The organism is Tessaracoccus sp. MC1627, assembly GCF_014164725.1.
Taxonomy (GTDB): Bacteria; Actinomycetota; Actinomycetes; order Propionibacteriales; family Propionibacteriaceae; genus Arachnia.
In genome coordinates this window covers 602669-629039 of the sequence record NZ_JACJGA010000001.1, presented here as the reverse complement: position 1 = coordinate 629039, position 26371 = coordinate 602669, and the positions used below count along the sequence as shown (strand labels likewise).

At 67.7% G+C, this 26371-nt stretch carries 22 protein-coding genes and 1 pseudogene; 15 read left to right on the top strand and 8 right to left on the bottom strand.

The annotated features are described in order from the left end of the window. Positions 1 to 20: 20 nt before the first annotated feature. The 4 genes from H5399_RS02750 to H5399_RS02735 all read left to right on the top strand — a co-directional run bounded on the left by H5399_RS02750 (position 21) and on the right by H5399_RS02735 (position 4645). On the top strand, positions 21 to 839 hold the full coding sequence (locus tag H5399_RS02750) for a pseudouridine synthase (protein ID WP_220490827.1): 819 nt from the start codon (positions 21 to 23) through the stop codon (positions 837 to 839). Positions 840 to 872: 33 nt separating this feature from the next. After that, entirely contained in the window at positions 873 to 1532 is a 660-nt protein-coding gene (locus H5399_RS02745; RefSeq protein WP_182781482.1) for a VOC family protein, read from the top strand. A 20-nt stretch (positions 1533 to 1552) separates the two neighbouring features. Further along, a complete protein-coding gene (locus H5399_RS02740; protein ID WP_182781481.1) occupies positions 1553 to 2518 on the top strand; it encodes an NAD(P)H-quinone oxidoreductase in 966 nt (321 codons plus the stop codon). Between the two features lie 99 nt (positions 2519 to 2617). After that, positions 2618 to 4645: a cell wall-binding repeat-containing protein gene (locus tag H5399_RS02735; protein WP_182781480.1), complete on the top strand. Its 2028-nt coding sequence runs from the start codon at positions 2618 to 2620 to the stop codon at positions 4643 to 4645. A gap of 63 nt (positions 4646 to 4708) precedes the next feature. Here H5399_RS02735 and H5399_RS02730 read toward each other — a convergent pair whose 3' ends face one another. Beyond that, positions 4709 to 5764, bottom strand: coding sequence for a glycosyltransferase (locus tag H5399_RS02730; protein ID WP_182781479.1), 1056 nt, complete (start codon positions 5762 to 5764; stop codon positions 4709 to 4711). 91 nt (positions 5765 to 5855) lie between these two features. Here H5399_RS02730 and H5399_RS02725 point away from each other — a divergent pair, with 91 nt between their 5' ends. The 5 genes and pseudogenes from H5399_RS02725 to H5399_RS02705 all read left to right on the top strand — a co-directional run. Then, complete coding sequence (locus tag H5399_RS02725; protein ID WP_182781478.1) at positions 5856 to 7154, top strand: nucleotide sugar dehydrogenase; 1299 nt, start codon at positions 5856 to 5858, stop codon at positions 7152 to 7154. Between the two features lie 47 nt (positions 7155 to 7201). Further along, positions 7202 to 7822, top strand: a complete 621-nt coding sequence (gene hisH, locus H5399_RS02720) for an imidazole glycerol phosphate synthase subunit HisH (RefSeq protein WP_255422021.1) — start codon at positions 7202 to 7204, stop codon at positions 7820 to 7822. Continuing rightward, positions 7819 to 8592 (top strand): HisA/HisF-related TIM barrel protein, encoded by a 774-nt coding sequence (locus H5399_RS02715; RefSeq protein ID WP_220490730.1) that lies wholly within the window; start codon positions 7819 to 7821, stop codon positions 8590 to 8592. Before hisH ends, H5399_RS02715 begins: the two co-directional genes overlap by 4 nt. Positions 8593 to 8608: 16 nt before the next feature. Continuing rightward, entirely contained in the window at positions 8609 to 9700 is a 1092-nt protein-coding gene (locus tag H5399_RS02710; protein WP_255421943.1) for an N-acetyl sugar amidotransferase, read from the top strand. A gap of 29 nt (positions 9701 to 9729) precedes the next feature. After that, a pseudogene (locus H5399_RS02705) lies at positions 9730 to 10629 on the top strand (glycosyltransferase); the annotation flags it as partial. 37 nt (positions 10630 to 10666) lie between these two features. On the opposite strand, the gene H5399_RS17805 reads toward H5399_RS02705, so the two are convergent. Together H5399_RS17805 and H5399_RS02700 are read right to left on the bottom strand one after the other, a co-directional pair. After that, complete coding sequence (locus tag H5399_RS17805; protein WP_255421942.1) at positions 10667 to 12109, bottom strand: O-antigen ligase; 1443 nt, start codon at positions 12107 to 12109, stop codon at positions 10667 to 10669. Continuing rightward, a complete protein-coding gene (locus H5399_RS02700; protein WP_182781474.1) occupies positions 12102 to 13349 on the bottom strand; it encodes a glycosyltransferase in 1248 nt (415 codons plus the stop codon). Before H5399_RS02700 ends, H5399_RS17805 begins: the two co-directional genes overlap by 8 nt. A gap of 184 nt (positions 13350 to 13533) precedes the next feature. Here H5399_RS02700 and H5399_RS02695 point away from each other — a divergent pair, with 184 nt between their 5' ends. Next, the gene (locus tag H5399_RS02695) at positions 13534 to 14739 is read left to right on the top strand and encodes a hypothetical protein (protein ID WP_182781473.1); all 1206 of its coding nucleotides are present in this window, start codon (positions 13534 to 13536) and stop codon (positions 14737 to 14739) included. Positions 14740 to 14742: 3 nt separating this feature from the next. On the opposite strand, the gene H5399_RS02690 is transcribed toward H5399_RS02695, so the two are convergent. The 5 genes from H5399_RS02690 to H5399_RS02670 all read right to left on the bottom strand — a co-directional run bounded on the left by H5399_RS02690 (position 14743) and on the right by H5399_RS02670 (position 21777). Further along, the gene (locus tag H5399_RS02690; protein WP_182781472.1) at positions 14743 to 15987 is read right to left on the bottom strand and encodes a glycosyltransferase family 4 protein; all 1245 of its coding nucleotides are present in this window, start codon (positions 15985 to 15987) and stop codon (positions 14743 to 14745) included. Positions 15988 to 15996: 9 nt separating this feature from the next. Then, complete coding sequence (locus H5399_RS02685) at positions 15997 to 17220, bottom strand: O-antigen ligase family protein (RefSeq protein WP_182781471.1); 1224 nt, start codon at positions 17218 to 17220, stop codon at positions 15997 to 15999. 64 nt (positions 17221 to 17284) lie between these two features. Further along, positions 17285 to 19159 (bottom strand): nucleoside-diphosphate sugar epimerase/dehydratase, encoded by a 1875-nt coding sequence (locus H5399_RS02680; RefSeq protein WP_255421941.1) that lies wholly within the window; start codon positions 19157 to 19159, stop codon positions 17285 to 17287. A 75-nt stretch (positions 19160 to 19234) separates the two neighbouring features. Continuing rightward, positions 19235 to 20671 (bottom strand): lipopolysaccharide biosynthesis protein, encoded by a 1437-nt coding sequence (locus H5399_RS02675; RefSeq protein ID WP_182781469.1) that lies wholly within the window; start codon positions 20669 to 20671, stop codon positions 19235 to 19237. After that, the gene (locus H5399_RS02670) at positions 20668 to 21777 is read right to left on the bottom strand and encodes a glycosyltransferase (RefSeq protein WP_370585670.1); all 1110 of its coding nucleotides are present in this window, start codon (positions 21775 to 21777) and stop codon (positions 20668 to 20670) included. Before H5399_RS02670 ends, H5399_RS02675 begins: the two co-directional genes overlap by 4 nt. A gap of 74 nt (positions 21778 to 21851) precedes the next feature. Between H5399_RS02670 and H5399_RS02665 the strand changes: the two genes are divergently transcribed. The 5 genes from H5399_RS02665 (at position 21852) to H5399_RS02645 (ending at position 26367) form a co-directional block, all read left to right on the top strand. Beyond that, a complete protein-coding gene (locus H5399_RS02665; protein WP_182781467.1) occupies positions 21852 to 23000 on the top strand; it encodes a DegT/DnrJ/EryC1/StrS aminotransferase family protein in 1149 nt (382 codons plus the stop codon). Then, the gene (locus H5399_RS02660; RefSeq protein ID WP_182781466.1) at positions 22997 to 23593 is read left to right on the top strand and encodes a sugar transferase; all 597 of its coding nucleotides are present in this window, start codon (positions 22997 to 22999) and stop codon (positions 23591 to 23593) included. Before H5399_RS02665 ends, H5399_RS02660 begins: the two co-directional genes overlap by 4 nt. 88 nt (positions 23594 to 23681) lie before the next feature. Further along, entirely contained in the window at positions 23682 to 24287 is a 606-nt protein-coding gene (locus H5399_RS02655) for an acyltransferase (protein ID WP_182781465.1), read from the top strand. Next, a complete protein-coding gene (locus H5399_RS02650) occupies positions 24284 to 25375 on the top strand; it encodes a DegT/DnrJ/EryC1/StrS aminotransferase family protein (protein ID WP_182781464.1) in 1092 nt (363 codons plus the stop codon). The genes H5399_RS02655 and H5399_RS02650 overlap by 4 nt, the downstream gene beginning before the upstream one ends. 2 nt (positions 25376 to 25377) lie before the next feature. Continuing rightward, positions 25378 to 26367, top strand: a complete 990-nt coding sequence (locus H5399_RS02645) for a Gfo/Idh/MocA family protein (RefSeq protein WP_182781463.1) — start codon at positions 25378 to 25380, stop codon at positions 26365 to 26367. The last annotated feature ends 4 nt before the right edge of the window (positions 26368 to 26371 follow it).

Below are 26371 nucleotides of genomic sequence, written 5' to 3'. Positions count from 1 at the left end.
ATCCGCTGCCCTGGCCGACGATGCGTGACTGGCTGGTGCACAAGCTGGCGCCCTCGCCGGAGGACGTGGACGAGATGCTGGCGCGTGGCGTCTTCGTCGACGACCGGGGCCGCCCGTGGACCGGACTCGAGGACTACAGCCCCCACACCTTCGTGTGGTTCCATCGGGAATTGCGCGCCGAGGCGCCGGTGCCGGGAGAGCTGACGCTCCTCCACCTCGACGATCGGGTCGCGGTGTTCGACAAGCCGCACTTCCTCTCCACCATCCCGCGGGGACGGCACGTCCTGGAGTCGGCCGTCGTCAAGGCCCGGGCGGCGCTGGATCTGCCTGAGCTGTCGGCCGCCCACCGGCTGGACCGAGGCACTGCCGGGGTCCTGCTCATGACGACGGCGAAGCGATGGAGGGGCCCGTACCAGGGCGTCTTCGCCGAACGCCTCGCCACAAAGGTCTACCACGCCATCGCCCCTTTCGACCCGGCCCTCGCGTTCCCGAGGCGCGTCGAATCACACCTGGTCAAGCGGGTGGGCACCCTGCAGGCCGAGACTCTCGACCTCCCGCCGAACGCAGTCACCGACATCGACGTCCTTGAGGTGCGGGGGGCCCATGCGCTCTATGAGGTGCGCCCCCTCACCGGCCGGACCCACCAGATCCGCGCACACTTCCACCAGTTGGGCATTCCGCTGCTCGGTGACCCCCTGTACCCGGTTGTGCTGCCCACGGAGATCGACGACTTCTCCACCCCGCTGCGGCTGCTCGCCCACCGCCTGGAGTTCCCCGACCCGGTCGACGGCGCCCCGCGCAGCTTCGTGAGCCGCCGGGGGCTCGTCTGGCCCGGCTGACCCGACTCCGCGCGTCTGCGGTTAGTGTGAAACATGGCACTCTCCCGCAAACAAGCCTCCGCGGCTCTCCCCGTCTGGCGCTACCTCCTCGGCCGGATGCACCTCACCGTCGACGCCGGCTCCTTCCCGTCCGCGCTCGCCTTCGTCAACGACGTCGCCCGGATCGCGGAGGAGCACAACCACCACCCGGAGATCGACCTTCGCTACTCCCGGGTCCACCTCGCGGTGGCCAGCCACGACGCCGGCGGCATCACGGAACGAGACGTCGCCTTCGGCTCGGCGGTCGCGGACCTGGTGACCGCTCGAGGTCTCGAGGCGGTGACGTCGGACCTGGCCGAGATCGAGATCGCCATCGATGCGCTCGACATCCCGGCCGTCCTGCCGTTCTGGCGAGCGGTCACGGGCTACGCCGACGACGGCCCAGAGGCGCTGGCCGACCCGCTGCTCATCGGACCGCCGATCTGGTTCCAGCAGATGGACGAGCCGCGCCCGCAGCGCAACCGCGTCCACATCGACCTCACGCTGCCGCATGACGAGGTCCGCACCCGCTTGGACCGTGCGCTTGACGCGGGCGGGACACTGCTCAGCGACGCAGCGGCCCCCAGCTTCTGGGTGCTGTCCGATCCCGAGGGCAACGAGGTGTGCCTCTGCACCTGGCAGGGCCGCGACGAGTGGGATGCTCTCGACGCGTGAGCCTATGGCAGGGTGGGGGCATGCGCGCAGTGATCGTGGAGACCCCCGGAGACGTCGACGCCCTCACCCTCGGCGAGGTCCCCACACCCGCCCCCGGTCCAGGGGAAGTACTGGTGCGCACCGTCGCCTCGGGGGTCAACCGGGCCGACGTGCTGCAACGCCAGGGGCACTACCCGCCGCCGCCTGGCGAGAGCGACATCATCGGGCTGGAGGCCTCGGGCATCGTCGAAGAGGTCGGCGAGGGTGTCGAGCGCTGGAAGCAGGGCGACGAGGTGGTGGGCCTGCTGGCCGGCGGCGGCTACGCCGAGTACTTCGTGGCCCCGGCGGGCCAGCTGATCGCGCCGCCGCCGGGCGTGGATCTCGTGTCCGCTGCCGGGGTGTTGGAGGTGGCGGCGACGGTACTGTCCAACCTCCGCGAGGGGCGACTGAAGGCCGGAGAGGTGTTCCTGGTGCACGGGGGCGCAGGAGGGATCGGTACGTTCGCCACCCAGTACGCGAAGGCCCTCGGCGCCACTGCCGTGGCCACTGCCGGGAGCGCGGCCAAACTCGAGCACTGCCTCGCGCACGGCGCCGACTACGCGCTCGACTACCACGACGACTGGGTGGCGGCCCTCAAGGCGGCCACAAAGGGCGCCGACGTGATCCTGGACATCATCGGGGCCAAGTACCTGGAGGCCAACGTCTCGTCGTTGAGGAAGAGGGGCAGGATCGTGGTCATCGGGCTGCAGGGCGGGGTGAAGGGAACCCTCAACCTGGGCGCGATGCTGAGCAAGCAGGCCACCATCACCGCCACCTCGCTCCGGTTCCGCCCAGCCGAGGAGAAGGCGGAAATCTGCGCCGCCGTCGAGGCCGAGGTGTGGCCGATGCTCGCCGACGGCCGCATCCGGCTCTCGCCGGAGACCCGCATCCCGTTCGACGAGGTGCGCCGAGCGCACGAGCAGCTGACCGGCGGCGACAACGTCGGGAAGATCGTCCTGGTCCACTGACCTTCGGCCACACCCCACGGCCGTCGGCGCCGGTGAACCTCAACCTTCGCCTCACCTTTCGGGTGACGGATCTACGCGGCGGCAGATTGAATGGCCACCATGCCTTCCCCGCGCATCCTCCTGAGAGTGCTGCTTGCCGTGGCACTCGCGGCCACACTCCTGCCCATCGCCAGACCCGCGGCCGCTCTGGACGCAGCCACGTTCGTGGCGAAGACCTCGGCCTGGGCACAGGCCGAGGAGCGGGAGTATGGGGTGCCCGCGTCGGTGGCGATGGCGCAGGCAATCCTCGAGTCCGGCTGGGGCGAGTCCTCGCTGACGAAGAACGCGCGCAACTGGTTCGGCATCAAGTGCTCCTCCACCGTCAGCCCGCACCAGAACGGCTGCTACGCCGTCAACACCACCGAGTACGACTCCAGCGGCACCGCCTACACCACCACCGCACAGTTCCGGAAGTACGACACCGACCAGAACTCGTTCATCGACCACGGCTACTTCCTGAGCAGGTTGACACGATACGCCAAAGCGTTCAACTACACCGACAACCCGGACCGCTTCATCGTCGAGGTGCACCTAGGCGGCTACGCGACGGACCCGCAGTACGCCAACAAGGTGATCAACCTTATGGTCAAGTACAACCTCTACCAGTACAACGTCACCGCCCCCGCCACAGGCGCCAGCGAACTCGTGATCCGCCCGCAGACCCAGGCGAAGGTGGGCGCGACGGCGTACGTCACCGGCCTGCTCAGCCCCGGCGGAGGAGGACGCGAGGTCCTGACGCAGGCCTACACCGCCTCCGGGTGGTCCACCGACCAGCGGGTCACCTCTGGAACACGGGGCCAGTTCTCAATCCCGTTGACATTTGGCACGAACACCGTAGGTAGCACCAGGTACCGCGTGCAGGCGGCCTCGGCGGCGGGGACGCTGACCAGCGCAGAGTTCACGGTCGACCGACTCGGCACGATCACGGTCGAGCCCGTGTCGGGGGTGCTGGTGGGAGGGACCGCACGTCTGAAGGGCGCCGCCTTGGGTTACGGCGGCCGCACGGTCACGTCCCAGGTGCTGGTGAGCGGCGCCTGGCAGAACCACACCACGGCCACCGTCAACAGTGACGGCAGCTTCGACCTTCCGCTGACCTATGGCCAGTCCACCGCCGGGACCCGCACGTTCCGCGCGAAGCTGGTCACCGCCGCGGGCGCCACTCTCACGTCCGGCCAGGTCACCGCCACGTGGGCCGAGCCGCCCGCCTACCCGACGGTCGAGCAGCGCATCGGAGGAGCCGACAGGTACGAGGTCGCCGCCAATGTCTCAGGGCAGCTCCCCAACGCCGACGGCTCAGCCGTGGTCGTGGCCTCAGGTGAGGTCTTCACTGACGCGCTCAGCGCCGGGCCGCTGGCGGGCTACCGTGGCGCCCGCCTCCTGCTGACCAGCGGAACGGCCCTACCCCCGTCGGTCACGGCTGAGCTGGGCCGCAGCCGTCCGAGCGAGATCGTGATCGCCGGTGGCCCCGGCACCGTGTCGGACGCAGTACAGGCCGCCCTCGCGGCCTACGGCCCGGTCACCCGCATCGGCGGAGCCGACCGGTACGAGGTGGCGGCCGGTATCGCGGCCCGCATTCCAGGGAAGCATGTGGTCATCGCCTCGGGCGAGCTCTTCTCCGACGCCCTGTCCGCCGGCCCGCTCGCCGCAGAGCTGGGAGGGCCACTGCTGCTGGTGCGCTCCGGTGAGCTTCCCGCCGCCACTGCCGCGGCGCTGCGCGCCATCGCTCCGGATCGGGTCACCGTTCTGGGGGGCGCGGCAACCGTCAGCGACGCGGTGTTGAATGAGATCGCGAGCATCACCGGCGCCCAGACCGCGCGAGTGGGTGGGGCGGACCGATACCAGGTGGCGGCCAACGTGGCGGGTCAGTTCTTCCCGTCCGCCGGCACCGCCGTGCTCGCATCCGGCCTCCTGTTCCCGGATGGCTTGAGCGGGACGCCGCTGGCCCACGCCCACAACGCCCCGATCCTGCTGGGCACGGCCACCTGCACCTCTCCGTACACGATCGCCGCGTTGAACTCGATGAAGCCACCCTCGACATTCCTGATCGGCGGACCCGCATCGATCACGAGCCCGACGATCAAGTGCTGACGTTCCGGTAGGCGCGGCCGGGAGGCACCGGACGCTACCGCCGGACGGCGCGCGCGCTCTTGATCATCGCCGGGCGCCGAGGCCGAGGAAGGTGCTGAGCCGCGCCGCCGACACGGCGCCGTCGTGCCAGCGACGCACGAACGCGAGGTTGCTCTCGGCCCGGGCGCGCAGCTCCCCGCGACGCTCACGGATCGACGTGATGGCCTCCCGCAGCGAATCCGGCGTCGCCTCGAGCATCAGCGGAGCCTCCTCCATGAGGTCACGCACTGGTTGAATCATCCGGCCGACTGTGACGCGCCCGGCGGCCATCGCCTCCACGGCCGCCACTCCGTACGAGCCGAACAGCAGCTGATCGACCAGCACATCGCACCTGCGCACCAGCTCGCGCAGGTCACGGTGCGTCATCCCGGACGGTGCCACGTACTCGATGACCCCCTCGTCGTGCAGCCGCTGGAGCACCGGCGCGATGTGCTGGGTGCCCTTGATCGGCGGGTTCCGCTGGCTGGGCACGTGGACGACGAGCGGCCGCTCCCGCTCCAGCAGAGGGGCGTCCGACGCCCAGGCGTCGACGTCCACGACCACCGGGAGCCAGGTGCCGGCGGGGAGATCGAAACCCAGATCGGGCGTCGAGTAGAAGACCGGCCAGCCGGCCTCCTCGGCGAACGTCCGGTTGCGGGCGGTCTGGGCAGCTAGCGTTGCCCTCCACTCGTCCGAGCCGACGGCGAAGTAGGACCACTCGTCGCGGGACAGGTGCGCGGCCGGGTCACGCACGTCAGATCCGTGAGCGATCAGCGCCATGGTGTGACCCATTGACTCCAGCCGCCGGGCATCCGCCGGAAACGAGGCATGCCGGTCCCAGCGGGCGAGGGTCTTGAAGCCGTCCAGGGCGATGTGGGTGGTCCCCTTGAAGAGTCGGCGAGACCGGGCCCCCCACAGCGGGGAGGCGCGGAAGGCCACCCGGCCGAGCTGACGATCCACCTCGAAGTCGAAACCTCCCCCGCGCAGCGGAACTCCGGAGAATGACCACGCCTGCGCCGGCAACGACGCGGTGACAGCCCGTGCCCACGCCGTCGCCTGCCCGGCATAGTTCGACGGGCCGATCGCCAGGACTGGGTGCATGGCCACAGGCTAGCGGCACTCAGCGTCCCCGATGGGTAGACTTCGGGCCGGAGGCTCCACGCCTTTCACCACACCGAGGGACGAGGTAAGAGTGAAGATCGCTGTCATCGCCATGGGCAAGATCGGCCTCCCGCTGGCCGTGCAATTCGCCGACATGGGCCACGAGGTGATCGGCGTCGACGTGCAGCAGGGCGTCGTCGATCTGGTCAACTCCGCGGTCGAGCCGTTCCCCGGCGAGGCCCACCTCCAGGAGAAGCTCTCAGAACTCGTGCCCGCCGGACGTCTCCGCGCCACCACGGACTACAGCGACGCCATCCCCGGCGCGGACGCCATCGTCATCGTCGTCCCCCTCTTCGTCAACGACGAGACCTGGCTGCCGGACTTCGGATGGATGGAGAACGCCACGCGAAGCTTCTCCGAACACCTCACCCCCGGGACTCTGGTCAGCTACGAGACCACGCTTCCTGTCGGCACCACCCGCACCCGGTGGAAGCCCATGATCGAGGAGATCTCGGGGCTGACCGAGGGCAAGGATTTCCACCTGATCTTCTCCCCCGAGCGGGTACTGACGGGCCGCGTCTTCGAGGACCTGCGCAAGTACCCCAAGCTCGTGGGCGGGCTCTCACCCGAGGGCGCCAAGCGGGGTGTGGAGTTCTACGAGGCCGTCCTGAGCTTCGACGACCGCCCGGACCTGCCGCAGGGCAACGGCGTCTGGGACCTGGGTTCCGCAGAGGCCGCCGAGATGGCGAAGCTGGCCGAAACCACCTACCGCGACGTCAACATCGGCCTGGCCAACCAGTTCGGCAAGTTCGCGGCCGCCAACGGCATCGACGTCCACAAGGTCATCGAAGCGTCCAACTCGCAGCCGTACAGCCACATCCACCGCCCCGGCATCGCCGTCGGCGGCCACTGCATCCCGGTCTACCCGCGCCTCTACCTCTACACGGATCCGGACGCCACGATCGTGCGCACCGCACGCGAGGCCAATATGACCATGCCGGAGTACGCCATCGCCCTCGCCGAGGGCGCGCTGGGAGACCTCGGCGGCAGGAAGGTGGTGGTCCTCGGGGCCTCCTACCGCGGCAGGGTGAAGGAGACCGCCTTCTCAGGCGTGTTCCCCACCGTTGCGGGTCTCAAGGCGCGCGGCGCCGAAGTGAGCGTCCACGACCCGATGTACACCGACGACGAGCTGGCGGGATACGGTTTAACCGCCTATCACCTCGGGGATCCGGTGGACGCGGCCATTCTCCAGGCAGATCACCCGGAATACACCTCGCTCACCCCGGCCGACCTGCCGGGGGTGCAGGTGTTCGTCGACGGTCGCGGCACCTGCCCGGCGGACGCGTGGGCTGACGTGAAGTTCTTCCGCCTCGGCGACGGCCAGGTCTGACACAAACCCGACTTCACGATCTCCAGCCAGGAATACGAAAGGTGACTATGCAGGTGTCCGTCGGGGTGCTGAGCTCCGGAGTGGGAAACATCGGATCGGTGATGAACATGCTCCGCTACATCGGCGCGACTCCGGTCCTCGTCACCCAGCCCAGTGATGCCTCAGGACTGTCGCACCTGATTCTCCCCGGCGTCGGCTCGTTCGACGCGGGGATGACCGGACTGCGGTCCTCCGGGCTGGACGAGTGCGTCAACGACCACACCACAGCCGGCCGGCCACTCCTGGGCATCTGCTTGGGCATGCAGTTGCTGCTCGAGGGCAGCGACGAGGGGAGCCTGCCAGGGCTCGGTCTCCTGCCCGGGCGGTGTCACTCGTTCGCGGGGCGGGTCGGTTCGTTCCGCGTTCCGCAGATGGGGTGGAACGAGGTGACGCCCACCGCGGCGGCGGCGGATGGACCCGGTTTGCCGGACGGCGGCAGATTTTACTTCGCGCACAGCTACTACGTGCCCCTGGACGAGCCGACCGTGTCCTACGGCCAGACGGTCTACGGAGTCCGGTACTCCTCCGTCATCGGACAGGGACCGGTGGTGGGAATGCAGTTCCATCCGGAGAAATCACATCGATACGGGGTGTCGGTCCTCACCGCGTTCCTGGGGTGGCAGCCGTGAGGGCGCGCGTCATCGCCACCATGTGTCTGCGCGACGGCTTCGTGGTGAAGACTCGCGCATTCGATGAGATCACCTACATCGGCGACCCCATCAACACCGTCAAGATCTTCAATGACAAGGGCATCGACGAGTTGGTGGTGCTGGACATCAGCGGGCCTCGGGGCGGGGAACCGATCGGGCTGCGGCAACTGGAGCGGATTGCCACCGAGGCCTTCATGCCGGTCACCTTCGGGGGTGGTTTGCGACGGTTCGCCGACGCGCGGTCGGCGTTGGCTGCGGGTGTGGAGAAGGTCGCGTTCAACACCGCCCTCCTCAGCGATCCCGAGGCGGTGCGCAACACGGCCGCCGCCTACGGTCGGCAGGCGGTCGTCGCGGTGATCGACGTGGACGGGACTCGGCGCGTGGTGCCGGGCGGGCGTGGACGCCCCCTGATGATGACGCCCTCGGCATGGGCGCAACGTGCTTGCGATCTGGGCGCCGGGGAGATCATGGTGACCGCCACGACTCGCGAGGGCTGCTACCGCGGCTACGACCTGAGCCTCGTGCGCGAGGTGTCCCGGGCCGTTCATGTTCCCGTCGTGGCCAATGGGGGGGCCGGCAGACTGGAGCACTTCAGCCAGGCCGTCGAGGCCGGGGCCTCTGCTGTGGCAGCCGGCTCGATGTTCACGTTCTACGGACCGCACCGTGCGGTCCTCATCACCTACCCGACCGAGGCGGAGCTGAACGTCTGGCTCCCTGCCGTGTCCTTCCCGGAGACCGTTGATGCTTGAGTGCCGACGCTGCATCATGCGCAGCGCAGATGACCCGGATCTTGAGCTGGTCGACGGCGTCTGCAACCACTGCCGGCGCTACGACGAGCTGCTGTCGTCGCGAGTCTTCACAGGCGAGGAAGCCGATACCAAACTGTCGGCCCTGGTCAGCGCGATCAAGGAGTCGGCGGCGAACCGTCGCTACGACTGTTTGATCGGCCTGAGCGGGGGCGTGGATAGCACCTACGTGGCCCTCAAGGTCAAGGAGCTGGGGCTGCGACCGCTGGCCATGCACGTCGACAACGGCTGGAACTCCGAGCTCGCCGTGTCCAACGTGGAGAAGACGGTCAAGGCACTGGACCTCGATCTCGTGACCGAGGTCCTGGACCTGCGCCAGTTTTACGATCTGCAGCGCGCATTCCTGCTGGCCTCCACTCCGGACGGTGACGTCCCGACGGACCACGCCATCCAGGCCAGCATGTGGGGCTTCGCCCGCAAGTACGGCATCCGATACGTCATCTCAGGCATGAACTTCCGCACCGAAGCCATCAGCGTGCCCTCCTGGTCCTACGGCCACTCGGATTGGCGCTACATCCGATCCGTCCACGAGCGCTTCGGCCGCGAGAAGCTCACCAGCTACCCTCACTTCGGGTTCGGGGAGCTCTTCTACACCAATGCGGTGTCGCGGGTGAGGATCGTCAGCATCCTCAACTACCTGGACTATGACAAGGCCTCCGCCGTTCAGGAGCTGCAGGACCGGTTGGGCTGGCGCCCTTACCCCGGCAAGCACTTCGAATCGATCTACACGCGCTTCTACCAGGGCTACATCCTGAAGGAGAAGTTCGGCATCGACAAGCGACGCGGACACCTGTCCGACCTGATCAACTCGGGACAGATCACCAGGTCCGAGGCGCTCCACCAGGTCGACGACGTCGATTACGAACCGCTGCTCGTTCAACAGGACCGGGAGTTCTTCCTCAAGAAGCTCAACCTCACCCCCCAGGAGTTCGAGACGATCATGCAGGCCCCCGTACGGTCCTACCGGGACTACAAGAACTCCTACGGGTTCGTCCAGTTCCTCAGAGGCGGCGTGAACATACTTCGCAAGCGAGGGTGGTATCCGAAGTGAGCCTCGCCCTTCACCTGTACCAGTCCCCCATGGACAACGAATCGCGCCTGTTGCGCCTGGCGCGCAGCCTCACCGCCGTCTCTCCCCCCCTTGAGATCCGGCTGGTGGGCCTCCAGGTGGACGACAGAGAGGGCCTTGAGCCTGTCGAAGATCGCGTCACCGTGGACCGCATCGGAACGTCGGCGCCGAAGCAGGACACGCTGCGCAGCCGGTTCCAGAAGGTGGGCGGCTGGTTCGTTGCCGTGTACCGGGCATACCGGGGAGCACCTCTGGCCGTCATCAGCGCACACTCCGTCTTCGCACTTCCGCTGGCGTTCGCGTTGAGCCGGAGCACGGGCGCTCCCGTGGTGTACAACCCCCACGAGCTGGAGACCCGTACCCCGAGCATGGTGGGCGTCAAACGTGTGCTCGCGGAAGGGATCGAGGCTTCATTGGTGCGCCGGTGTGCCCTCGTCACCGCCGTCAATCAGCAGATTGCGGACTGGTACCGGGAGCGCTACCAGCTCCGTTCCGTCCTGGTTGTGCACAACTACCCCGCCGCGACCGCCATCAGGCCCGCGCGGGACCTGCGGGGTGCGCTCGGCATTCCCGCGGAGGCGGTGCTGGTGGTCCATACGGGCAACCTCAGCCCAGGACGAAACATAGAGCTCATCGTGGACGCCTTCGAGAACGAGGCACGCCATCATGTGGTCTTCGTCGGGGCCGGCGAACTGGCCCCGCTGGTGGATGCCGCCGTCGCGCGCTCGCCTCACGTGCACCACCTCTCGCCGGTCCCTCCGGACGAGGTGGTCTCGGTGGTCAAGGGTGCGGACCTCGCCCTCAGCCTCATCGACACGGCGGCCATCAGCTACGCGTGGTCATCTCCGAACAAGCTGTTCGAGGCGCTCGCCGCGGGTGTGCCGCCTCTGTGCTCCGATCTGCCGGAGGCACGTCGTCGACTTGGCCCCCTCGCCAAGGAACTGATTCTCACCGACCCGGCGACAGAGCTGAGGGGGTTCCTGAAGCGGCTGGATCGGAACCTCGCACGCGGGTTCGTCTCCCAACTGAAGCCTCTGCCCACCTGGGAAGAGGACGCCGCACCGCTCGTGGAGGCCTACTCTGCCCTTCTCCAGCGCTGAGCGGTCCTTGGCGCGCGAACACCCTCATGCGCTCTGGTAAGGGGGTTCCCCTCTCTATGCTCCACCGGGGTTGCGGCTGCCCACCCCGCTCGCGTGCGTACTGGGCGAATGCGAACGTAGTGGCGATCCCGGCCCAGGCAATGGGCGAGTCAAGGTAGGTACTGTCCCCGAAGGAGAGGACGGGCAGCGCGACCGCCCACACCAGGACCCCTTGTCGCGCGGCGGCATCCAGGGGGTCCGCGAAGCTTCGGGTGAAGCCGGGCGCGCCCAGTCGGACGAGCAGAACCACGGCCACCAGGGCGAAGCCGGCCGCGAGAAACCCGTATTCGCTGAGAATCTCGAAGACACCGCTGTGCGGATTGACCGCGGAGCTCGTGTCGTAGGGGGTCAGGCCGGCAGCGATGTAGCGCTCGAACATGCCAGGTCCCACCCCCAGTCCACCGGTGCTCGCGAACATCCACAGTGCGTCCAGGTACAGATTGATGCGCATGATGCCCGAGCCCTGGAACGCCTCAAGGATTCTCTGCTGGACCTCGGGCATCATCATGACGAACGCCATCGCCAGGCTCACGGCCACCACGATCCCGGCGATCAACCGCGCCCTGTAGGGCCTAGCCACCTCGAGCCAAACGACAATCCAGACCGCGATGCCCAGCGACACCAGCTGGGTGATCCGGCTGTTGGTCGGGAGGATGAGCACGGGACCGGCCAGGCTCGCCACCAGCAATGTTCTGGCGACCCACCCCTTCTCCAGCCGGGCTCCCACGGCGAACACCACCATGGAGATGCAGAGGAACACGGCGTAGGGATTGGGATTGACGAAGAACGACGCGGTGTCAGTGACGGTCTCACGCACGTACTCCGGGGATGTTTCGAGATAGTTGGGCAGGTGGATTCCCGTGACTGTCTCAGCAATGCCGGGCACCACGGCGATGATCCAGGCGAAGAACCAACCCCACACGAGCAGGCGAAGGCGTGCGGGGGTCCAGGGAATGAGGGCGAACGCTAGGGCGGTGGCCAGGCCACAGCCCAGCGCAACGAGATTTCGGAGGTTGCTGACGGTGCTCAGCGAGAGGAATCCCCACCCCAGCCACACGATGGAGGCCGTCAGAACAAGGGCGGCAGCGACATCCCAGCGCCTGACCGTCAGCAGAGCCAGCACGATAAGGGCTATGGCCAACGGACGCGCCGCAGCCAGCCCCGCGACGGTTACCACCGACCCCAACGCGGAGACGAGTGGCACGAGGAAGGCCACCGTCATCGTCAGAACGCTGACAGGCGAGTCACGCATCGTCGGCACCCAGGGCCGCGATACCGGCGACGAACTGGCTGTAGTTGGAGGCGGCGTCGTACGCCTCCACCTGCAGGGCGCGGATGGCCCTCCGGTAGACTGGGTCCTTGACGCGCTCGCGCACCTCAACGACGCGCGTCACCATGTCCTCCACAGTGAAGGCGGCCGGCAACAGGAGCTCGGGGGGAACGATCTCGGAGACCGCACCCACATCCGGGGCGATCACCGGCACCTCGTGGGCCATCGCCTCCATGATGGAGACGGGCACGCCCTCGGAACTGCTCGCGTTCAGGAACAGGTCCACGCGGTTGGCGTCGAACCAGGTCATGAGCTCCGGGTTGGGGATGTGTCCGAGAAGGTCGACGGTCACGTTCGCCAAGCCCAGGCGCTCTGCGACCGCGCGCTCGATGTCGAGGCCGAGTTCGCCGGTGCCGACGTGCGTCCAGTGGACCTGGGTCTCAGGCAACCTCTTCGCCACTTCAGCCACGGCTGCGACGATCAGATGCACCTGCTTGAAGGGCGTCAGGGAACTTACCGACAGCAGGCTGAGGTGTCCCGGGTCGCTGGGGAGGGTCCGCCCCGCACTCGTGACTCCCAACCTGGCTACCCTCAGCTGCTCAGGCGCGAAACCGTAACGTTCCGCGTGGGCACGGCCATCCTCGGAGATCGTGAACAACGCCTCGTACTCCCGGGCGAACTGGCGCACCAGTGCCGTGTACCGCTCAGGTCGCTTGTCCTCGTAGAGGTCGGTGCCATGAGCGCGAGCCACGACCCGACGGACATATCCTTTGCGACGCCCCATGCACCCGGCGAATGAGGCGATCGACATCCAGTACGCGTAGACCACGTCGATGGGTCGGCCATGCTCATGCGCGAGAATCCTCAGCACCCTCTCCTCCATCTTCACCCGCACGACCGACAGGACCGCATGCTGCACGCGGTAGCGCGAGACCCGGCGGGACGCAACGAGTCCGCCGAGTTCCCGCCACAGGACCGGCGAAACGACCGCCTGGAGTGCGGCGAGCAACTGCCACCGGAGGCTGTTCCACCGGTGCATGAGCCGGGTCGACACCCGCACGCCCTCCGGGACTGGACGCGCTTCCGACGGCCCGGGATTCTCCGGGAGGAGGATCACGTCGCCCGGGAACCCGGACCAGTACTGCACCTCGGTCTCGATGAACTGTTCGCCCGAACCATAAGGGAAGCCGGACGTGATCCACACCACCAGGGGCCGCTCCATGGGCGCGCTCCTTCCGAGCGTAGGCAACTGAGGTCAGCCTAGTGCGCCGCCGACGCGGGGCGGCGCCCCGAGCCCCCAGGTCGTGGATCCCCACCCCACGCCCAGGCGTCCGAGCGCATCGCGGTAGTCCGGGGTATGTCGAGGCCGTAAGCTGACCCGCAGTTTGATGAACGATTGGATGAGCATGACACTGCGTTCCTACCTCCACCTTATTCGCCGCTACATCGTGGGGGCGTTGGTCGTTGGTGCCCTGGCCGCTGTGGCAGCCGCGGCCGCCTCCCAGTTCCTCAACTCGCCGGACTACACGGCTTCAGCCACCCTCACCATGCGTCTCCAGCAGGACTCGTCGGGCCCGGTGACGGAGGCGACCGTGACCTCACTGACGGCATCCGCCCCCGCACTGCTGCGGTCGGCCCTGGTGCTGGGCCCGGCGGGGCAGTCGCTCGCCCCCCCGATGGCGAGCGAGGTGCTGGATCGCCGCATCAAGTTCGCAGCCCCGACCTCATCGCTCGTGCTCACGGCGATGCTGACGGATCCTGACGCGGAGCGAGCTGAGGCCGCGCTCCGGGCGGTGATGGACGAATTCGAGCGGCTCGTCGCCGATGGGGCGCTGTCCGGCCCAGGAGGGGTGCGGCTCGAGGTGGCGGATGTAAGCATCAGCACCCAGGAGTCTGCGGGTACCGCGTTGGGCGTCATGGGTGCGGCTATTGTCGCCGCCGCCGTGGGCGCACTCGTCGCCTTCTCCTATCTTGCGTTGCGGGTCCTGCTGGACAACAGGGTGCGCAGTCCCAGGGATCTGGAGTCGATCACCGACGACGCCGTCGTGGCGCACCTGACCGGGGATGACGTCGACGCGGTGTCCGTGTTGGCCAGGAACTTCTCCTTCCTCGCCCCCACCACGGGCTCGCGGGTGGTGGCTCTCGCCGGCCTGGCGTCCTCAGACGCTGCTGCGGCACTGGGCACGGCCGTCGTCCAGCAGCTACAGGCTCAAGGCCAGGCCGCGGTCGCCGTCGATCTCGACCTCGCTGGGCGCCCGTTTGGCGACGGTGGACCCGGCGTCGCCGAGTTCCTCGCGGACCCCGCGACATCCACCATCGCTCCGGAGCGAAACCGTCTGCACGCGGGCGGGCCCGTCCCCAACCCCGTCGATCTCCTGACCCGGCCCTCGCTGTCGTCGCTGGTGGAACGGCTCAGGGTGCACGATCGGTGGGTGATCCTCGTGACCAGCCCCCTGTTGCCGACGAGCGCCGGTGCCCTGGGGCTGGCGGCGGCGGACTGGGCCCTGCTGGTGGTGGATGCCAGCACGGATTCCAAGTCCAGGGTCCGGGATGGGCTGAACGTGCTTGAGCTCGCCGGGGTTCACCTGTCCGGGCTGGTGCTCAGCGGCTGAGCCTCACCCGGCGGCGTGACGCTGGGCGTCTGCCGCCTGCTCCAGGGCACGTAACATGTCGTCCGCCAGAGCGTCCATCGAGTGGTGGGCGAGGACGTACTCGACGCCGCGCCGCCCCCGTTCCGCTGCCTCCTCGGGCTGCATGACGGCGATCTTCCGCAGGGCCCTCGCGATGTCGCCAGGATCTTCGGCAGTGGCGTCCAGGGAGCACTGCGCGAACTTGAGCGGAGAGTGCGCCGTGGCGAAGGCGTTCACGATCGGCACCCCGGTCAGCAGATAGTCGAAGATCTTGTTGGCTGAGACACCGAACTCGTAGAGGGGCGACCGCTTGGATCCGATGTACAGGCCGTCCATGTGCCGGAGAATGGCGCCAACCGACCGCTTGGGTATCCTGCCGACGAAGTGGACCGCCGCACCGTTCGTCACTGCCAGTTTCTCCAACTCCGGCCGGAGCATGCCGTCACCGATGAGCACGGCTGAGATCGGCTCATCCCGAAGCAGCCCCATCGCGACGATGAAGTCGTCCAGAGCGTTTGACGTGGACATGCCGCCCGCGTACCCGATCACCGTGCGTCCCTCCGCGTGGAGCGTCGCGACCAATGCGGTCAGGTCCTCCGGTGCGGGTTGGTCTCCGGACGATGCCTCAATGCCGTTCGGCACGTGCACGACGGGAGTACCCACCCCGAGGGACCGGACATGGGGCTCGATGTTGGGAAGAATGGACACCACCACGTCCGACTCGGCGTAAGCGGAGCGTTCGGCCCGGGCCATCAGCCACATCAGAGGGTGGCGGGGCGAGTAGCCTCCGAGCTCCATGGGGGTCAGGGGCCAGAGGTCGTGCACCTCATGCACCAGACCTGCTCCGCTAAAGCGGGCGATGCGTTGCGCCAGCCAGGTGTCGAACGGGTAGGTGGAGGACGCGACGACGACGTCGGGACGAAGCGCCGTCGAAATCCGGCGGGCCTGCAGCCACCCCTTGCCGACGAAGTCGCCCATGCTGAGCACTCGCGCTATGCCGTTGCCGCCGTACGAGCGGGTGAGGATGAACCGGAAGTCGACCCCGTCAATGCTGCGGTGCTCACCGTCGATCCGGACATCGGGGTTCTCCGCCCGAAGATGGCTGAAGGATCCGGCCAGTAGCGTGACGGTGTGGCCCGACCGCATCCAGCGCTCTGCCATGGCGTGGGGGCGATACTCCATGCCTAGAGTGGGAGAACCCGCGTAGTGGTCGATGTAGAGGATCCGCACCGGCTCAGTCTATTGGGTTCGAGGCTGCCGGCTCGTGTCGGCAGTGAGACCACCATCGGCCTGGCGAGGATCGCGCGTCATCACGAGCGCGGCGAAGAGCCACCACCAGAGGCTCACACCGAAGTTCTTGAGGAGGTAGGTGTCGAAGAGGAACGCGACGCAGGACGCCACGAGCGCAGCCGCAAGCACTGCACGGGAAGGGTCCATACGCGATCTCCACAGGGTCGCCAGGAGAGCTGTCAGGCACCCCACGCCGAGTACTACGCCGACCAGCCCCGACTCCACCAGGAGAGCGAGCACCGTCGAGTGAGGGCTCAGGAGAACGTCACCCCACTCCGTGTGCTGGATCCCCGCGCCAGGGACGGGGACCTCCCCGGAGTCGAAGGCATACCAGGGCCACACCTGCCCGGAACCTGCGCCCAGCGCGACGGTCTCGGGCCCTCGCGTCCAGATGGTGAGGGCGGTCTCCAGGTTCTGCGCCCGCTTGGGGTCCGCGAACGACACCATGCGGCGGAGCGGTGCGACCGCGATGACCGCGCCCGCGATGGCGCCGCACGCCGCCCAGAGCGGCCAGAGCTTCATCGGGTGCGCATGCCCCACCCGGGCCCACCCGATGGCTATGAGAACGATCCAGGTCACCAGCGCGAGCATCCCGGCACGTGACTCGGTTGCCACCAGGGCCAGTGTCGCCAGTCCGGCGAGGGCCAAGGACAGCCGCGGGTGCCATCGGGCCAGGAACAAACCGAATGCGAAAGCCGCAACGAGCAGCAGCACGACGTGCACCGTCGCGGAGCCGGCCATCGCCGTGGCCAGCCGTCCGGAACGGTGAATCACAGCTTGACGCGGCCAGGAGATCATGGCCGTGACAAGGAGAACCGCGCACGCCGTCGCCATGACGGCGGGACGGAGCCGGGCCTCGGCGGCCAGGACCAGACCGCCGGCCGCAGCCATCGTCGCCAGGGCGGTCAGCAGAGGGAGCACCACCCACACCGTGCTCACTTCAAAGACCTGCGACGTGGTCACGGTCGGCCCGGGGTGCAGGAGGACGCTCAGGAGCCCGTACCCGATCAGAGCGACGAAACAGCCCATCAGGAGCCATCCCCACCTGCTCACCTCGGCCCGGCGACGCCACCACCACGGGGACGAGGCGAGCGCGATGAGAGTGAAGCCGACGAACTCCACCGTCGGCCACTCAAGCCCGGGAACCGGTCTGCGGAGCCCGACCAGTTGCATGAGCCCTGCCAGAGGCACCAAGGACCACGCGAGTGCGTTGCCCAGCCGGGTGAAACCCCCTGCCTCAGCCGGCACCAGGGAGGGCCCTGTCCGGATGGCGCAACTCAATTCCCTCCAGACCCTCGGCCGCCTCCTGCGCGATCCGCGCATGGGCCGCCGCGGCGTGCCTCTGTTGGGTCAGTGAGCCGATCGATGCCGGGTCCGAACCATCGACGCCGGCGAGAAGCGCCGGGTCCAGGGGCGGCACAGCCACGCGTCCGATCAACTCGTGGCCGGTGGGGGTCCGCTCCTCATCATCGCTGAACAGGACCTCGTGCATCTTCTCGTTGGGACGGAGGCCGGTGAACACGATCTTGATGTCTCGTCCCGACCGGGCGATCAGACCCTTGGCGACATCGAGAATCCGGACCGGCTCCCCCATGTCCAGCACCAGAACATCCCCGGGTCGGCCGATGGCCCCTGCCTGGATGGTCAGCTCGCAGGCTTCCGGGATGGTCATGAAATAGCGGCTGATGTCCGGGTGAGTCACTGTCAGCGGGCCACCGGCCTCGATCTGGGCAGTGAAGGTATGGAGCATCGACCCCCGAGACCCAAGGACGTTTCCGAACCTCACACTCAGATAGCTGCGGCCTGTGCGCTCGGCGTAGTGCGCGGTCAACTCCTCGGCCAGTCGCTTGGTCTTGCCCAGGACACTGGTGGCGTCCGCGGCCTTGTCAGTCGAGACATTCACGAAGCGCTCCACGCCGTACTTCTCGGCGACGCGCAACACGTTCAGTGTTCCCAAGGTGTTGGTCTTCCACCCCTCGAGGGGGTACTGCTCCAACATGGGGAGGTGCTTGAGCGCAGCGGTATGGAAGACGACGTCGGGCTTGTGAGTCTCGAAGACCGCGTCCAGCGCTTCCTCGTCCCGGATGTCACAGAGCACCATGTTGGGCGTGTCGAGCAGGCCCTGCTTGAAGATCGACAGTTGGGTCCCGTGGAGACCGGATTCGTCACGGTCCAGCATGACCAGTTCCTTGGGCCCGAAGCGGTGGACCTGCCTCGCCAACTCCGAGCCGATGGAGCCGCCGGCCCCCGTCACGAGAACGACCTTGCCGGAGAGATAGTCGGAGATCTCGCCGAGATTGGTCTCGATCTGGGCTCGTCCCAGTAGATCGGTCACGTCCAGCTCATGCAGGCTTGACAGGCTCACCTTGCCGGAGACGATGTCGCGGGTGGGCGGCATCACGAGCGTCTTCAGTCCGGCGTCCTCGGTGATTCCTGAAATCTCGCGCATGAGGGCCCGGTCTGCCGTGGGGATGGCGACGATGACCGTCGTCACTCCCCGCGCGCGGGCCGCCTCGACAAGGTGATCACGGCCGCCCAGGACTCTGGCGCCCGAGACGTGCAGGTTCCGCTTGCTGGGATCATCGTCGATGTAGCCCACGATCTCGTAGGGAGCATCCGGGTCGTACGACAGCAGTCTCCCGAGTTGCAGGCCCGCGTTCCCGGCGCCGTACACGATGACGGGTTCCGTGGGATGCCCACCCTGCACATACCGCGTGACGGTGCGGAACATGAAGCGCCCAGCAGCCATGAGCACGAGCGCGGCAAACGGCACGGTGAACGTCACAACCCGCGGGTAACCCGGGGGGGCGAACACCGCGAACGCGATGGCCAACGCCAGACCGATCCCGAGCACCACGAGCGCCAACATCGCGGCCTCTTCGAACGACGCAACGCTGTGCCGGCCCCGGTAGAGCTTCGTGATCACCCCGACCACAACCTGGAGGGTGACAGCTCCGATTCCGTATAGCAGCACTATCTGCGCATACTCGTCGGAGAGCTGGAAGTTGTATCGTGCGATCACGAGGGCGAGAGCGGCCAGCGCCCAAGCGGCCGAGTCCCAGAGGGCCAAACCGACCCGCAGCAACCTGACCCTGGCAGATTGAATCGTCAACGCCATCTCCTACCAGTCCATAACACGAGGGGCAGTCTATCCCCGCACCGCGCATCCTTGACGACGTGCTGCCCCTCAGGCCCTGTGGCCCCACAGCCGACGGAGCGTCGGCACTGAGATGCCCAACCAGAGCAAGCCGAAGCCGGTGCCCACGACCAGGTCGAGAACGTGGTCCGGCGGCGAGCTGTGGCGCCACCATGAAAGTCCCGCGATCGCCGCGACGGCCACCACGAGCTGGGCGAACAGTGGCCACCAACGCTGGGCATACATCCGCCACGCCACCACGATGAGGCTGATCGCCGTCACGCTGGCGCCGATTCCGTAGCCCAGCGCTACCCCGAAGACACCCAGGGGCTGAACCAGTAGCAGCCACGCGACAATAGCCGAAGCCAGCCCGGCCTGCGACAGCAGGAGGGTGTACCACATGTTCCGGTGCGGACCACTGGTGATGGAACTCACCGACGGCGTGGCCACGTTGTTGATCAGCAGCGCCAGGCAGAAGAACGGCATGAGCGCGGGAGATTGGTCGAACCTGTGGCCCCACACCAGCTCGATGATGGGGCGGGCCGCGATCGCCATTCCTCCGAAGCTGGGGACCATGACGGCCATGAAGCCCCGCGTCGCGAGGTCGGTCTGTCTCCGCAGTCGCTCCGTATCATTTCCCCCCTGCGCCTCGGCCATGGAGGGATAGAGCGCCATCGTCAGGGCCGTGGCGATGATCGACAGTGGGGTGACCATGAGCAGCGCCGGCGCGAAGCGTGCGGCCTCCTCCGGCCCCAGCCACGCCGCCACCAACTGCGAGGCCTGGAGCATCCCGGCGCTGGCCATGCTGCCCAGTGCGGAGAAGGTGATGAACTTGTCGATCTCCGATCGCAGCGCCCGTTCCGGGGTCCCGTGAGCCGTCCACGGCCAACAGAGTAGGGAGTAGGCACCCAGAGCCAGCGACATCGGCAGTGTCAGCAGCAGATTACGAACCCCGAGCGAGAGAAGGAGAACGGTCGTGACGATGCCGATGATGCTGATGAGGATGTCGTACCGGGTGCCACGAGCCACCTGGCCCGCGCCGAAGTGGACCCCTCGTGCGAACTGTGACGTCGAGACTGTGATGAGGATCACACTGATGCAGAGGCCCTCCCACCATTGGCCGTCGTAGACCCAGACCCACAACGGTGGGCACGCCACGGCGAGGACGCCTGTCACCTGCACCACGCGCAGCGCGATGTGGCGGGTGACGGAGTGGACCTCGGCGTCGTCCTTCTTCCCGCGTGCGCGGGCGATGAACTTGGAGGCAGCGCCTGGGGAGCTGGACGGCCAGAAGGTATGGAGCAGGAACGCCAGCGCCGTGGCGCTGGCGACGGCGCCGTTGATCAGCGGCCCGGCCACGCGACCGATGAGGAGGTTCGAGAGGAAGCGGGTCCCCCCTTGGAGGCCGATTGCGATGATGGAGAGGAGTCCACGCTTGGCGGCGCCGGTGGCCGCCGGCTCGTTCAGCCTGACGGGCTCGAATATCAAGGGACCAGCCCCAGCTCGCGCATCAACCCCACCAGTTTCTCCGCCTCGTGCTCGAAGTTGTGCGCCACTTCCACGGCCGCCCTGCCGTTTCGCCCGAGCCCCCGGCAGCGTTCCGGGTTCTGCACCAGCTCTCCCACGACGTCGGCGGACGCCACCAGGTCTTCGGAGTCGATGAACACGCCCGCCTGTTCGCCGAACGTTGCCCGCCAGTGGGGGAAGTCGCTCGCCACGAAGGGCACCCCGGCGGCCTGGTACTCGAACAGCTTCGTCGGCAGTGATGTCAGGTAATTGGGGAGCGGCTCCAGGAGGATCAGGCCCAGTTGCGCCGAACTGATCACCGCCGGCACGTCGGACGGAGGGAGTAGCCCCAGGTGCTTGACGAGTTCGCCGTCGAAGGACGAGCTGGCAACTCGTCTCGCCGCCTCCCCGACGACGGCCCCCGCCAGTACGAGGTGCGCGCTGGGGACCCGCTGCCGCACCAGGTGGACCAGGTCCACCATGAACGAGAGTTTGCGTTCCTCAGTGAGGTCACCGGTGTAGACCATCCGCCCCGGGACCGGGGCAGGTGTGGCCTGGAAGTCCCGCAGCCACGGGTAGTTGTGCACGACGATCGTGCGCGGGTTCGAGAAGCCTTCGGCGATCGGTCCGGTCGCTGCGACCACGGCGTCCATGCCCCTGTCGGCCCAACAGGTGAGAAGCCGCGCGTAGAGGCGTGCCGCAGTTCGCTGCCACGGCTTCAGGTACCGCTTCGTGGCAATCTGCTTCACGAGGTCTTCGTGGGCGTCGAACACACATAGGGCCCCCCGCAGCCTTGACCACAGCCAAGCCAACGGGATCAGCTCCGGATCGTGGATGTGGACGAGCCGCGGCTTTAGCCTGTCGAGTTCCCGCCATGCCCGTAGTTGCATGGTGGTCAGTCTGATCAGGCGGTTCGCCGGTGTGGGTAGCGCCCGAATCGCCACAGGGCCCGGTTCGTCGCGCTCACCCCTCACCACCAGGACGCACTGGTAGCCGGCGTCCAGGAGTGCCCCGCACTCCTTGTTGTAGATGCGATTGTCGCGGGTACGGTGCACCGTGCTGAGGTGGACTATCCCGGCAAGATTCACCACGCCAGCCTACAGGTCGGGCCCCCGGCCGCTTGGTTGCGCCGACCCCGTAGCCCCCGGTGTAATCTCGGCACATGGCTTTTCTCCCCTTCGCGCGCCCGGACATCACCGAGGCCGAGATCCAAGCCGTGGTCAAGGCGATGCGCTCCGGCTGGCTCACGACCGGCCCCAATGCGGCGGCGTTTGAGAAGGAGTTCGTCGAGTTCCTCGGGGCGGACGCGCACGCTGTGGCGGTCAACTCCGCCACGGCTGGCCTCCACCTGGCGTTCGAGGCGATCGGCGTGGGCCCAGGCACCGAGGTGCTGGTGCCCACGTGGACGTTCACCTCCACAGCCGAGGCCGTGCGTTACCTGGGGGGAGACCCCGTGCTGGTGGACGCCGACCCCGCAACCCTGTGTATCGACCTCGCGGACGCGGAGAGGAAGACCACCGAACGCACCGTTGCCATCGCCCCCGTCCACTACGCCGGCCTCGGGGTACCCGATTCCGCGCTCACCGAGTTCGCGCATCGCCACTCGCTCAAGGTGATCGAGGACGCCGCCCACGCGTTCCCCACCCTGAACGAGGGCACGCTGATCGGCGCCCACGGCCACACAGCCACCGTGTTCAGCTTCTACGCCACCAAGACCATGACCACCGGCGAGGGCGGCATGGTGGTCACCACAGACGAGGCGCTGGCCTCACGCATGCGCACCATGCGGCTGCACGGCATCGACCGCGACGTGTTCGACCGCTACTCGTCCTCGAAGCCCAGCTGGCATTACGACGTCGTGGCGCCCGGCTACAAGTACAACCTCACGGACACCGCGGCGGCCATGGGGCGCGTCCAGCTCCAGCGCACGCCCGAGATGGTAGCGAGGCGCTCCGCCATCGCGCACCGCTACGATTCCGCTTTCGCGGACCTGCCCCTAACGCTGCCGGCGCACGCGCCGGAAAACTCCAGCCACGCCTGGCACATCTACAACCTGCGTCTCACCTCCGACGCGCCGGTGACCCGGGACCGCTTCATCGAACTGATGGCGGAAAGGGAGGTGGGCACCAGCGTCCACTTCATCCCACTGCACCTGCAGCCCTACTGGCGCGACACCTACCAACTCGCGCCTGAGGACTTCCCAGTGGCCACGGCGGAGTTCCAGCGCACCTGCAGCCTGCCGATCTTCTCGGCCATGAGCGACGAGGACGTTGATCAGGTCATCGGCGCGGCCAGGGCAATCCTCGCGTGAGGACGGACGTCAAGCGGGCCTTCGACGTGGTGGCGTCGGCCGCCGGGCTCATCGTGCTCTCCCCGGTGTTCCTCGTCGTCGGCTCAGCCGTCTGGGCCCAGGACCGCGGCCCGGTGTTCTTCCGCCAGGAGCGGGTCGGACGGGGGGGACGGTCGTTCCGGATCCATAAGTTCCGTTCCATGCGCGTGTCAAGCGGCGGCTCACTGGTCACCAGCTCCCACGACGACCGGATCACACCCGTGGGCGCGTTCCTGCGCAAATCGAAGCTCGACGAACTGCCCCAGTTGATCGACGTCCTCACGGGAAACATGTCAGTGGTAGGTCCCCGGCCCGAGGTGCCTCGCTACGTGGCGATGTGGCCTGCCGACGCGCGCGAGGAGATCCTGAGTGTGCGGCCGGGAATCTCGGATCCCGCGGCCATCGCCTTTCGCAACGAACAGGATGAGTTGGCCGCGGCGGAGGATCCCGAGCGTCACTACGTCGAGGTGATCCTGCCAAAGAAGGTATCAATGTACCGGGACTACGTCCGGCACCGCTCGTTCCTGGGTGACCTGAGGGTCATCGTCGGCACTTTCGCGGCCATCCTGAATTGAGCCGCGGGGACGTCTCTGGGCCCGCCCGCGTGCCGGAGACACCCCCAGCACTAGACTGAGCCCCGATCAACGCTAGGAGAGAACTCGTATGGCTGAGCCCAGGATCCTCCCGTCGGCCGACCTGGACGACGGCGTCACCATCGGCGACGGCTCGTCCGTCTGGCACCTCGCGCAGGTCCGCGCTGGGGCCGTCCTCGGAGAGAACGTCATCGTCGGCCGCGGCGCCTACATCGGCAGCGGCGTCCACGTCGGCAACAACTGCAAGATCCAGAACTACGCGCTGGTGTACGAGCCGGCCTTCCTGGAGGACGGCGTCTTCATCGGGCCCGCCGCAGTCCTGACCAACGACACCTTCCCCCGCGCCATCAACCCTGACGGAAGCGCCAAGAGCGCCCACGACTGGGAGCCGGTGGGCGTCACCCTCAGGCAGGGCGCCTCAGTGGGCGCCCGCGCCGTGTGCGTGGCACCGGTCACCATCGGCGCCTGGGCGACGGTGGCGGCCGGCTCCGTCGTCACGCGCGACGTCCCCGATTACGCCCTCGTCGCGGGAGTGCCGGCTCGGCGGATCAAGTGGGTGGGCCGCTCAGGCTTCCCACTCGAGCAGACCGGCGAGAACACCTTCCGCGACCCCAAGACCGGCGACGAATTCGAACAGTCCGGCGACACTCTGACACTGGTAAAGGAATCCGCATGACCTACGACTTCATCCCCCCGGCGAAGCCCTTGATCGGTGACGAGGAGCGTGCCGCGGTTGACCGCGTCCTGCGCTCCGGCATGATCGCCCAGGGCCCGGAGGTGGCCGCCTTCGAGACCGAGTTCTCCGAGCACTTCAAGCTCGGGCGGGCGTGCGTCGCCGTCAACTCCGGCACCTCGGGCCTTCACCTCGGCCTGCTGAGCTGCGGGATCGGCGCGGGCGACGAGGTCATCGTCCCGTCCTTCACCTTTGCGGCCACGGCCAACTCCGTCGCCCTGACCGGCGCCAAGCCGATCTTCGCGGACATCTCGGAGGACGACTTCACGCTGGACCCGGCCTCCGTCGAGGCGTCGATCACCGAACGCACCAAGGCGATCATGCCGGTGCACCTCTACGGGCACCCGGCCAAGATGGACCAGCTGCGCGCCATCGCGGACGAGCACGGACTCATGCTGTTCGAGGACGCCGCCCAGGCCCACGGCGCGGCACTCAACGGCACCCCAGTCGGGGCGTTCGGCGAGTTCGCGATGTTCTCGCTCTACCCCACCAAGAACATGACCTCCGGTGAGGGCGGCATGGTGTCCGCGGCGAACGCGGAGATCGAGCGCAACCTCCGCCTGTACCGCAACCAGGGCATGCTCCAGCAGTACCACAACGAGGTCGTCGGCCTGAACAACCGCATGACGGACATCCATGCCGCCATCGGCCGGGTGCAGTTGACCAAGGTGGGCGCCTGGACCAAGACCCGCCAGGAGAACGCCGCATTCCTCTCCGCCAACCTCGAGGGCGTCACTCCCCCGCCGATCGCCGACGGCGCCGTGCACGTCTTCCACCAGTACACGGTCCGCGTCGCGGGTGACCGCGACGGCCTGTCCAGGGCGTTGAAGGAGGAGTACAACGTGGGCTCCGGCATGTTCTACCCCGTGCCCAACCATCGCCTCAAGCCGTTCATGGCAGAAGTCGAGCTCCCGGAGACGGAGCGCGCGGCGAAGGAGTGCCTGTCGCTGCCTGTGCACCCGTCACTCAGCCAGGCTGACCTCGAGCGCATCGTGATGGCCGTCAACGCCCTCGCGAAGGCAGGTGCCTGACCATGGCCAACCTCCGCGCCGGCCTCATCGGGCTAGGCATGATGGGGCGCCACCACGCCCGCAACCTCCGCTCCATCGACGGGGTGGAGCTGGTGGCCGTCGCGGACGCTGCCGGCGACCCGCACGGTCTGGCCGGCGACCTCGCGGTGCTCCCCGACGTGGACGCCCTGCTCGAGCAGGGGCTGGACTACGTGGTCGTGGCCGCTCCCACGATGTACCACGAGGAGATCGGCCTGAAGCTGGCCGAGGCCGGCGTGCACGCGCTCATCGAGAAGCCGCTGGCGAAGACCGTCGACGGGGCACGCGCCCTGGCCCGGGCCTTCGCCGACAAGGGGCTGGTCGGAGCCGTCGGCCACATCGAGCGCTACAACCCCGCCCTGCAGAGCCTGCGGAAGCGGCTCGAGGCCGGGGACCTCGGCGACCTCTACCAGGTGTGCACCCGGCGCCAGGGCCCGTTCCCCGCACGCATCGCGGACGTGGGCGTCATCAAGGACCTCGCCAGCCACGACATCGACCTCACCGCGTGGGTCACCCAGCGCAAGTACGAGCTCGTGGCGGCTCGCACCATGTTCAAGGCCGGCCGCGAGTATGAGGACATGGTCTCGGCCACCTGCCAGCTCGAGGGCGGGCTCATGTCGAACCACCTCGTCAACTGGCTGACCCCCACGAAGGAGCGGCTCACCGTCGTCACCGGCGAGAAGGGGATGTACATCGCCGACACCCTCACCGCGGACCTCACCTTCTACGCCAACGGCAGCATCGTCAACACCTGGGACGACATCGCCCAGTTCCGTGGCGTGTCCGAGGGCGACGTGACCCGCTACGAGATCCCGAAGCCCGAGCCCCTGCGCACCGAGCACGAGAACTTCCGCGACGCCGTACTGGGCAAGGAGGCGGACATCGTCACCCTGGAGCAGGGCGCAAGGGTCGTCGAGGTGTGCGAGGCCATGATCGAGTCCGCGAAGACGGACCGGTTCGTCGCCATCGGCTGAAAAT

What these genes read in the sequence shown, in the direction of transcription:
- H5399_RS02750 (WP_220490827.1), top strand. Translation starts at nt 21, where the DNA reads ATGCGTGACTGGCTGGTGCACAAGCTGGCGCCCTCGCCGGAGGACGTG.
- H5399_RS02745 (WP_182781482.1), top strand. Translation starts at nt 873, where the DNA reads ATGGCACTCTCCCGCAAACAAGCCTCCGCGGCTCTCCCCGTCTGGCGC.
- H5399_RS02740 (WP_182781481.1), top strand. Translation starts at nt 1,553, where the DNA reads ATGCGCGCAGTGATCGTGGAGACCCCCGGAGACGTCGACGCCCTCACC.
- H5399_RS02735 (WP_182781480.1), top strand. Translation starts at nt 2,618, where the DNA reads ATGCCTTCCCCGCGCATCCTCCTGAGAGTGCTGCTTGCCGTGGCACTC.
- H5399_RS02730 (WP_182781479.1), bottom strand. Translation starts at nt 5,764, where the DNA reads ATGCACCCAGTCCTGGCGATCGGCCCGTCGAACTATGCCGGGCAGGCG.
- hisH (WP_255422021.1), top strand. Translation starts at nt 7,202, where the DNA reads ATGCAGGTGTCCGTCGGGGTGCTGAGCTCCGGAGTGGGAAACATCGGA.
- H5399_RS02710 (WP_255421943.1), top strand. Translation starts at nt 8,609, where the DNA reads ATGCGCAGCGCAGATGACCCGGATCTTGAGCTGGTCGACGGCGTCTGC.
- H5399_RS17805 (WP_255421942.1), bottom strand. Translation starts at nt 12,109, where the DNA reads ATGCGTGACTCGCCTGTCAGCGTTCTGACGATGACGGTGGCCTTCCTC.
- H5399_RS02700 (WP_182781474.1), bottom strand. Translation starts at nt 13,349, where the DNA reads ATGGAGCGGCCCCTGGTGGTGTGGATCACGTCCGGCTTCCCTTATGGT.
- H5399_RS02695 (WP_182781473.1), top strand. Translation starts at nt 13,534, where the DNA reads ATGACACTGCGTTCCTACCTCCACCTTATTCGCCGCTACATCGTGGGG.
- H5399_RS02685 (WP_182781471.1), bottom strand. Translation starts at nt 17,220, where the DNA reads ATGCAACTGGTCGGGCTCCGCAGACCGGTTCCCGGGCTTGAGTGGCCG.
- H5399_RS02665 (WP_182781467.1), top strand. Translation starts at nt 21,852, where the DNA reads ATGGCTTTTCTCCCCTTCGCGCGCCCGGACATCACCGAGGCCGAGATC.
- H5399_RS02655 (WP_182781465.1), top strand. Translation starts at nt 23,682, where the DNA reads ATGGCTGAGCCCAGGATCCTCCCGTCGGCCGACCTGGACGACGGCGTC.
- H5399_RS02650 (WP_182781464.1), top strand. Translation starts at nt 24,284, where the DNA reads ATGACCTACGACTTCATCCCCCCGGCGAAGCCCTTGATCGGTGACGAG.
- H5399_RS02645 (WP_182781463.1), top strand. Translation starts at nt 25,378, where the DNA reads ATGGCCAACCTCCGCGCCGGCCTCATCGGGCTAGGCATGATGGGGCGC.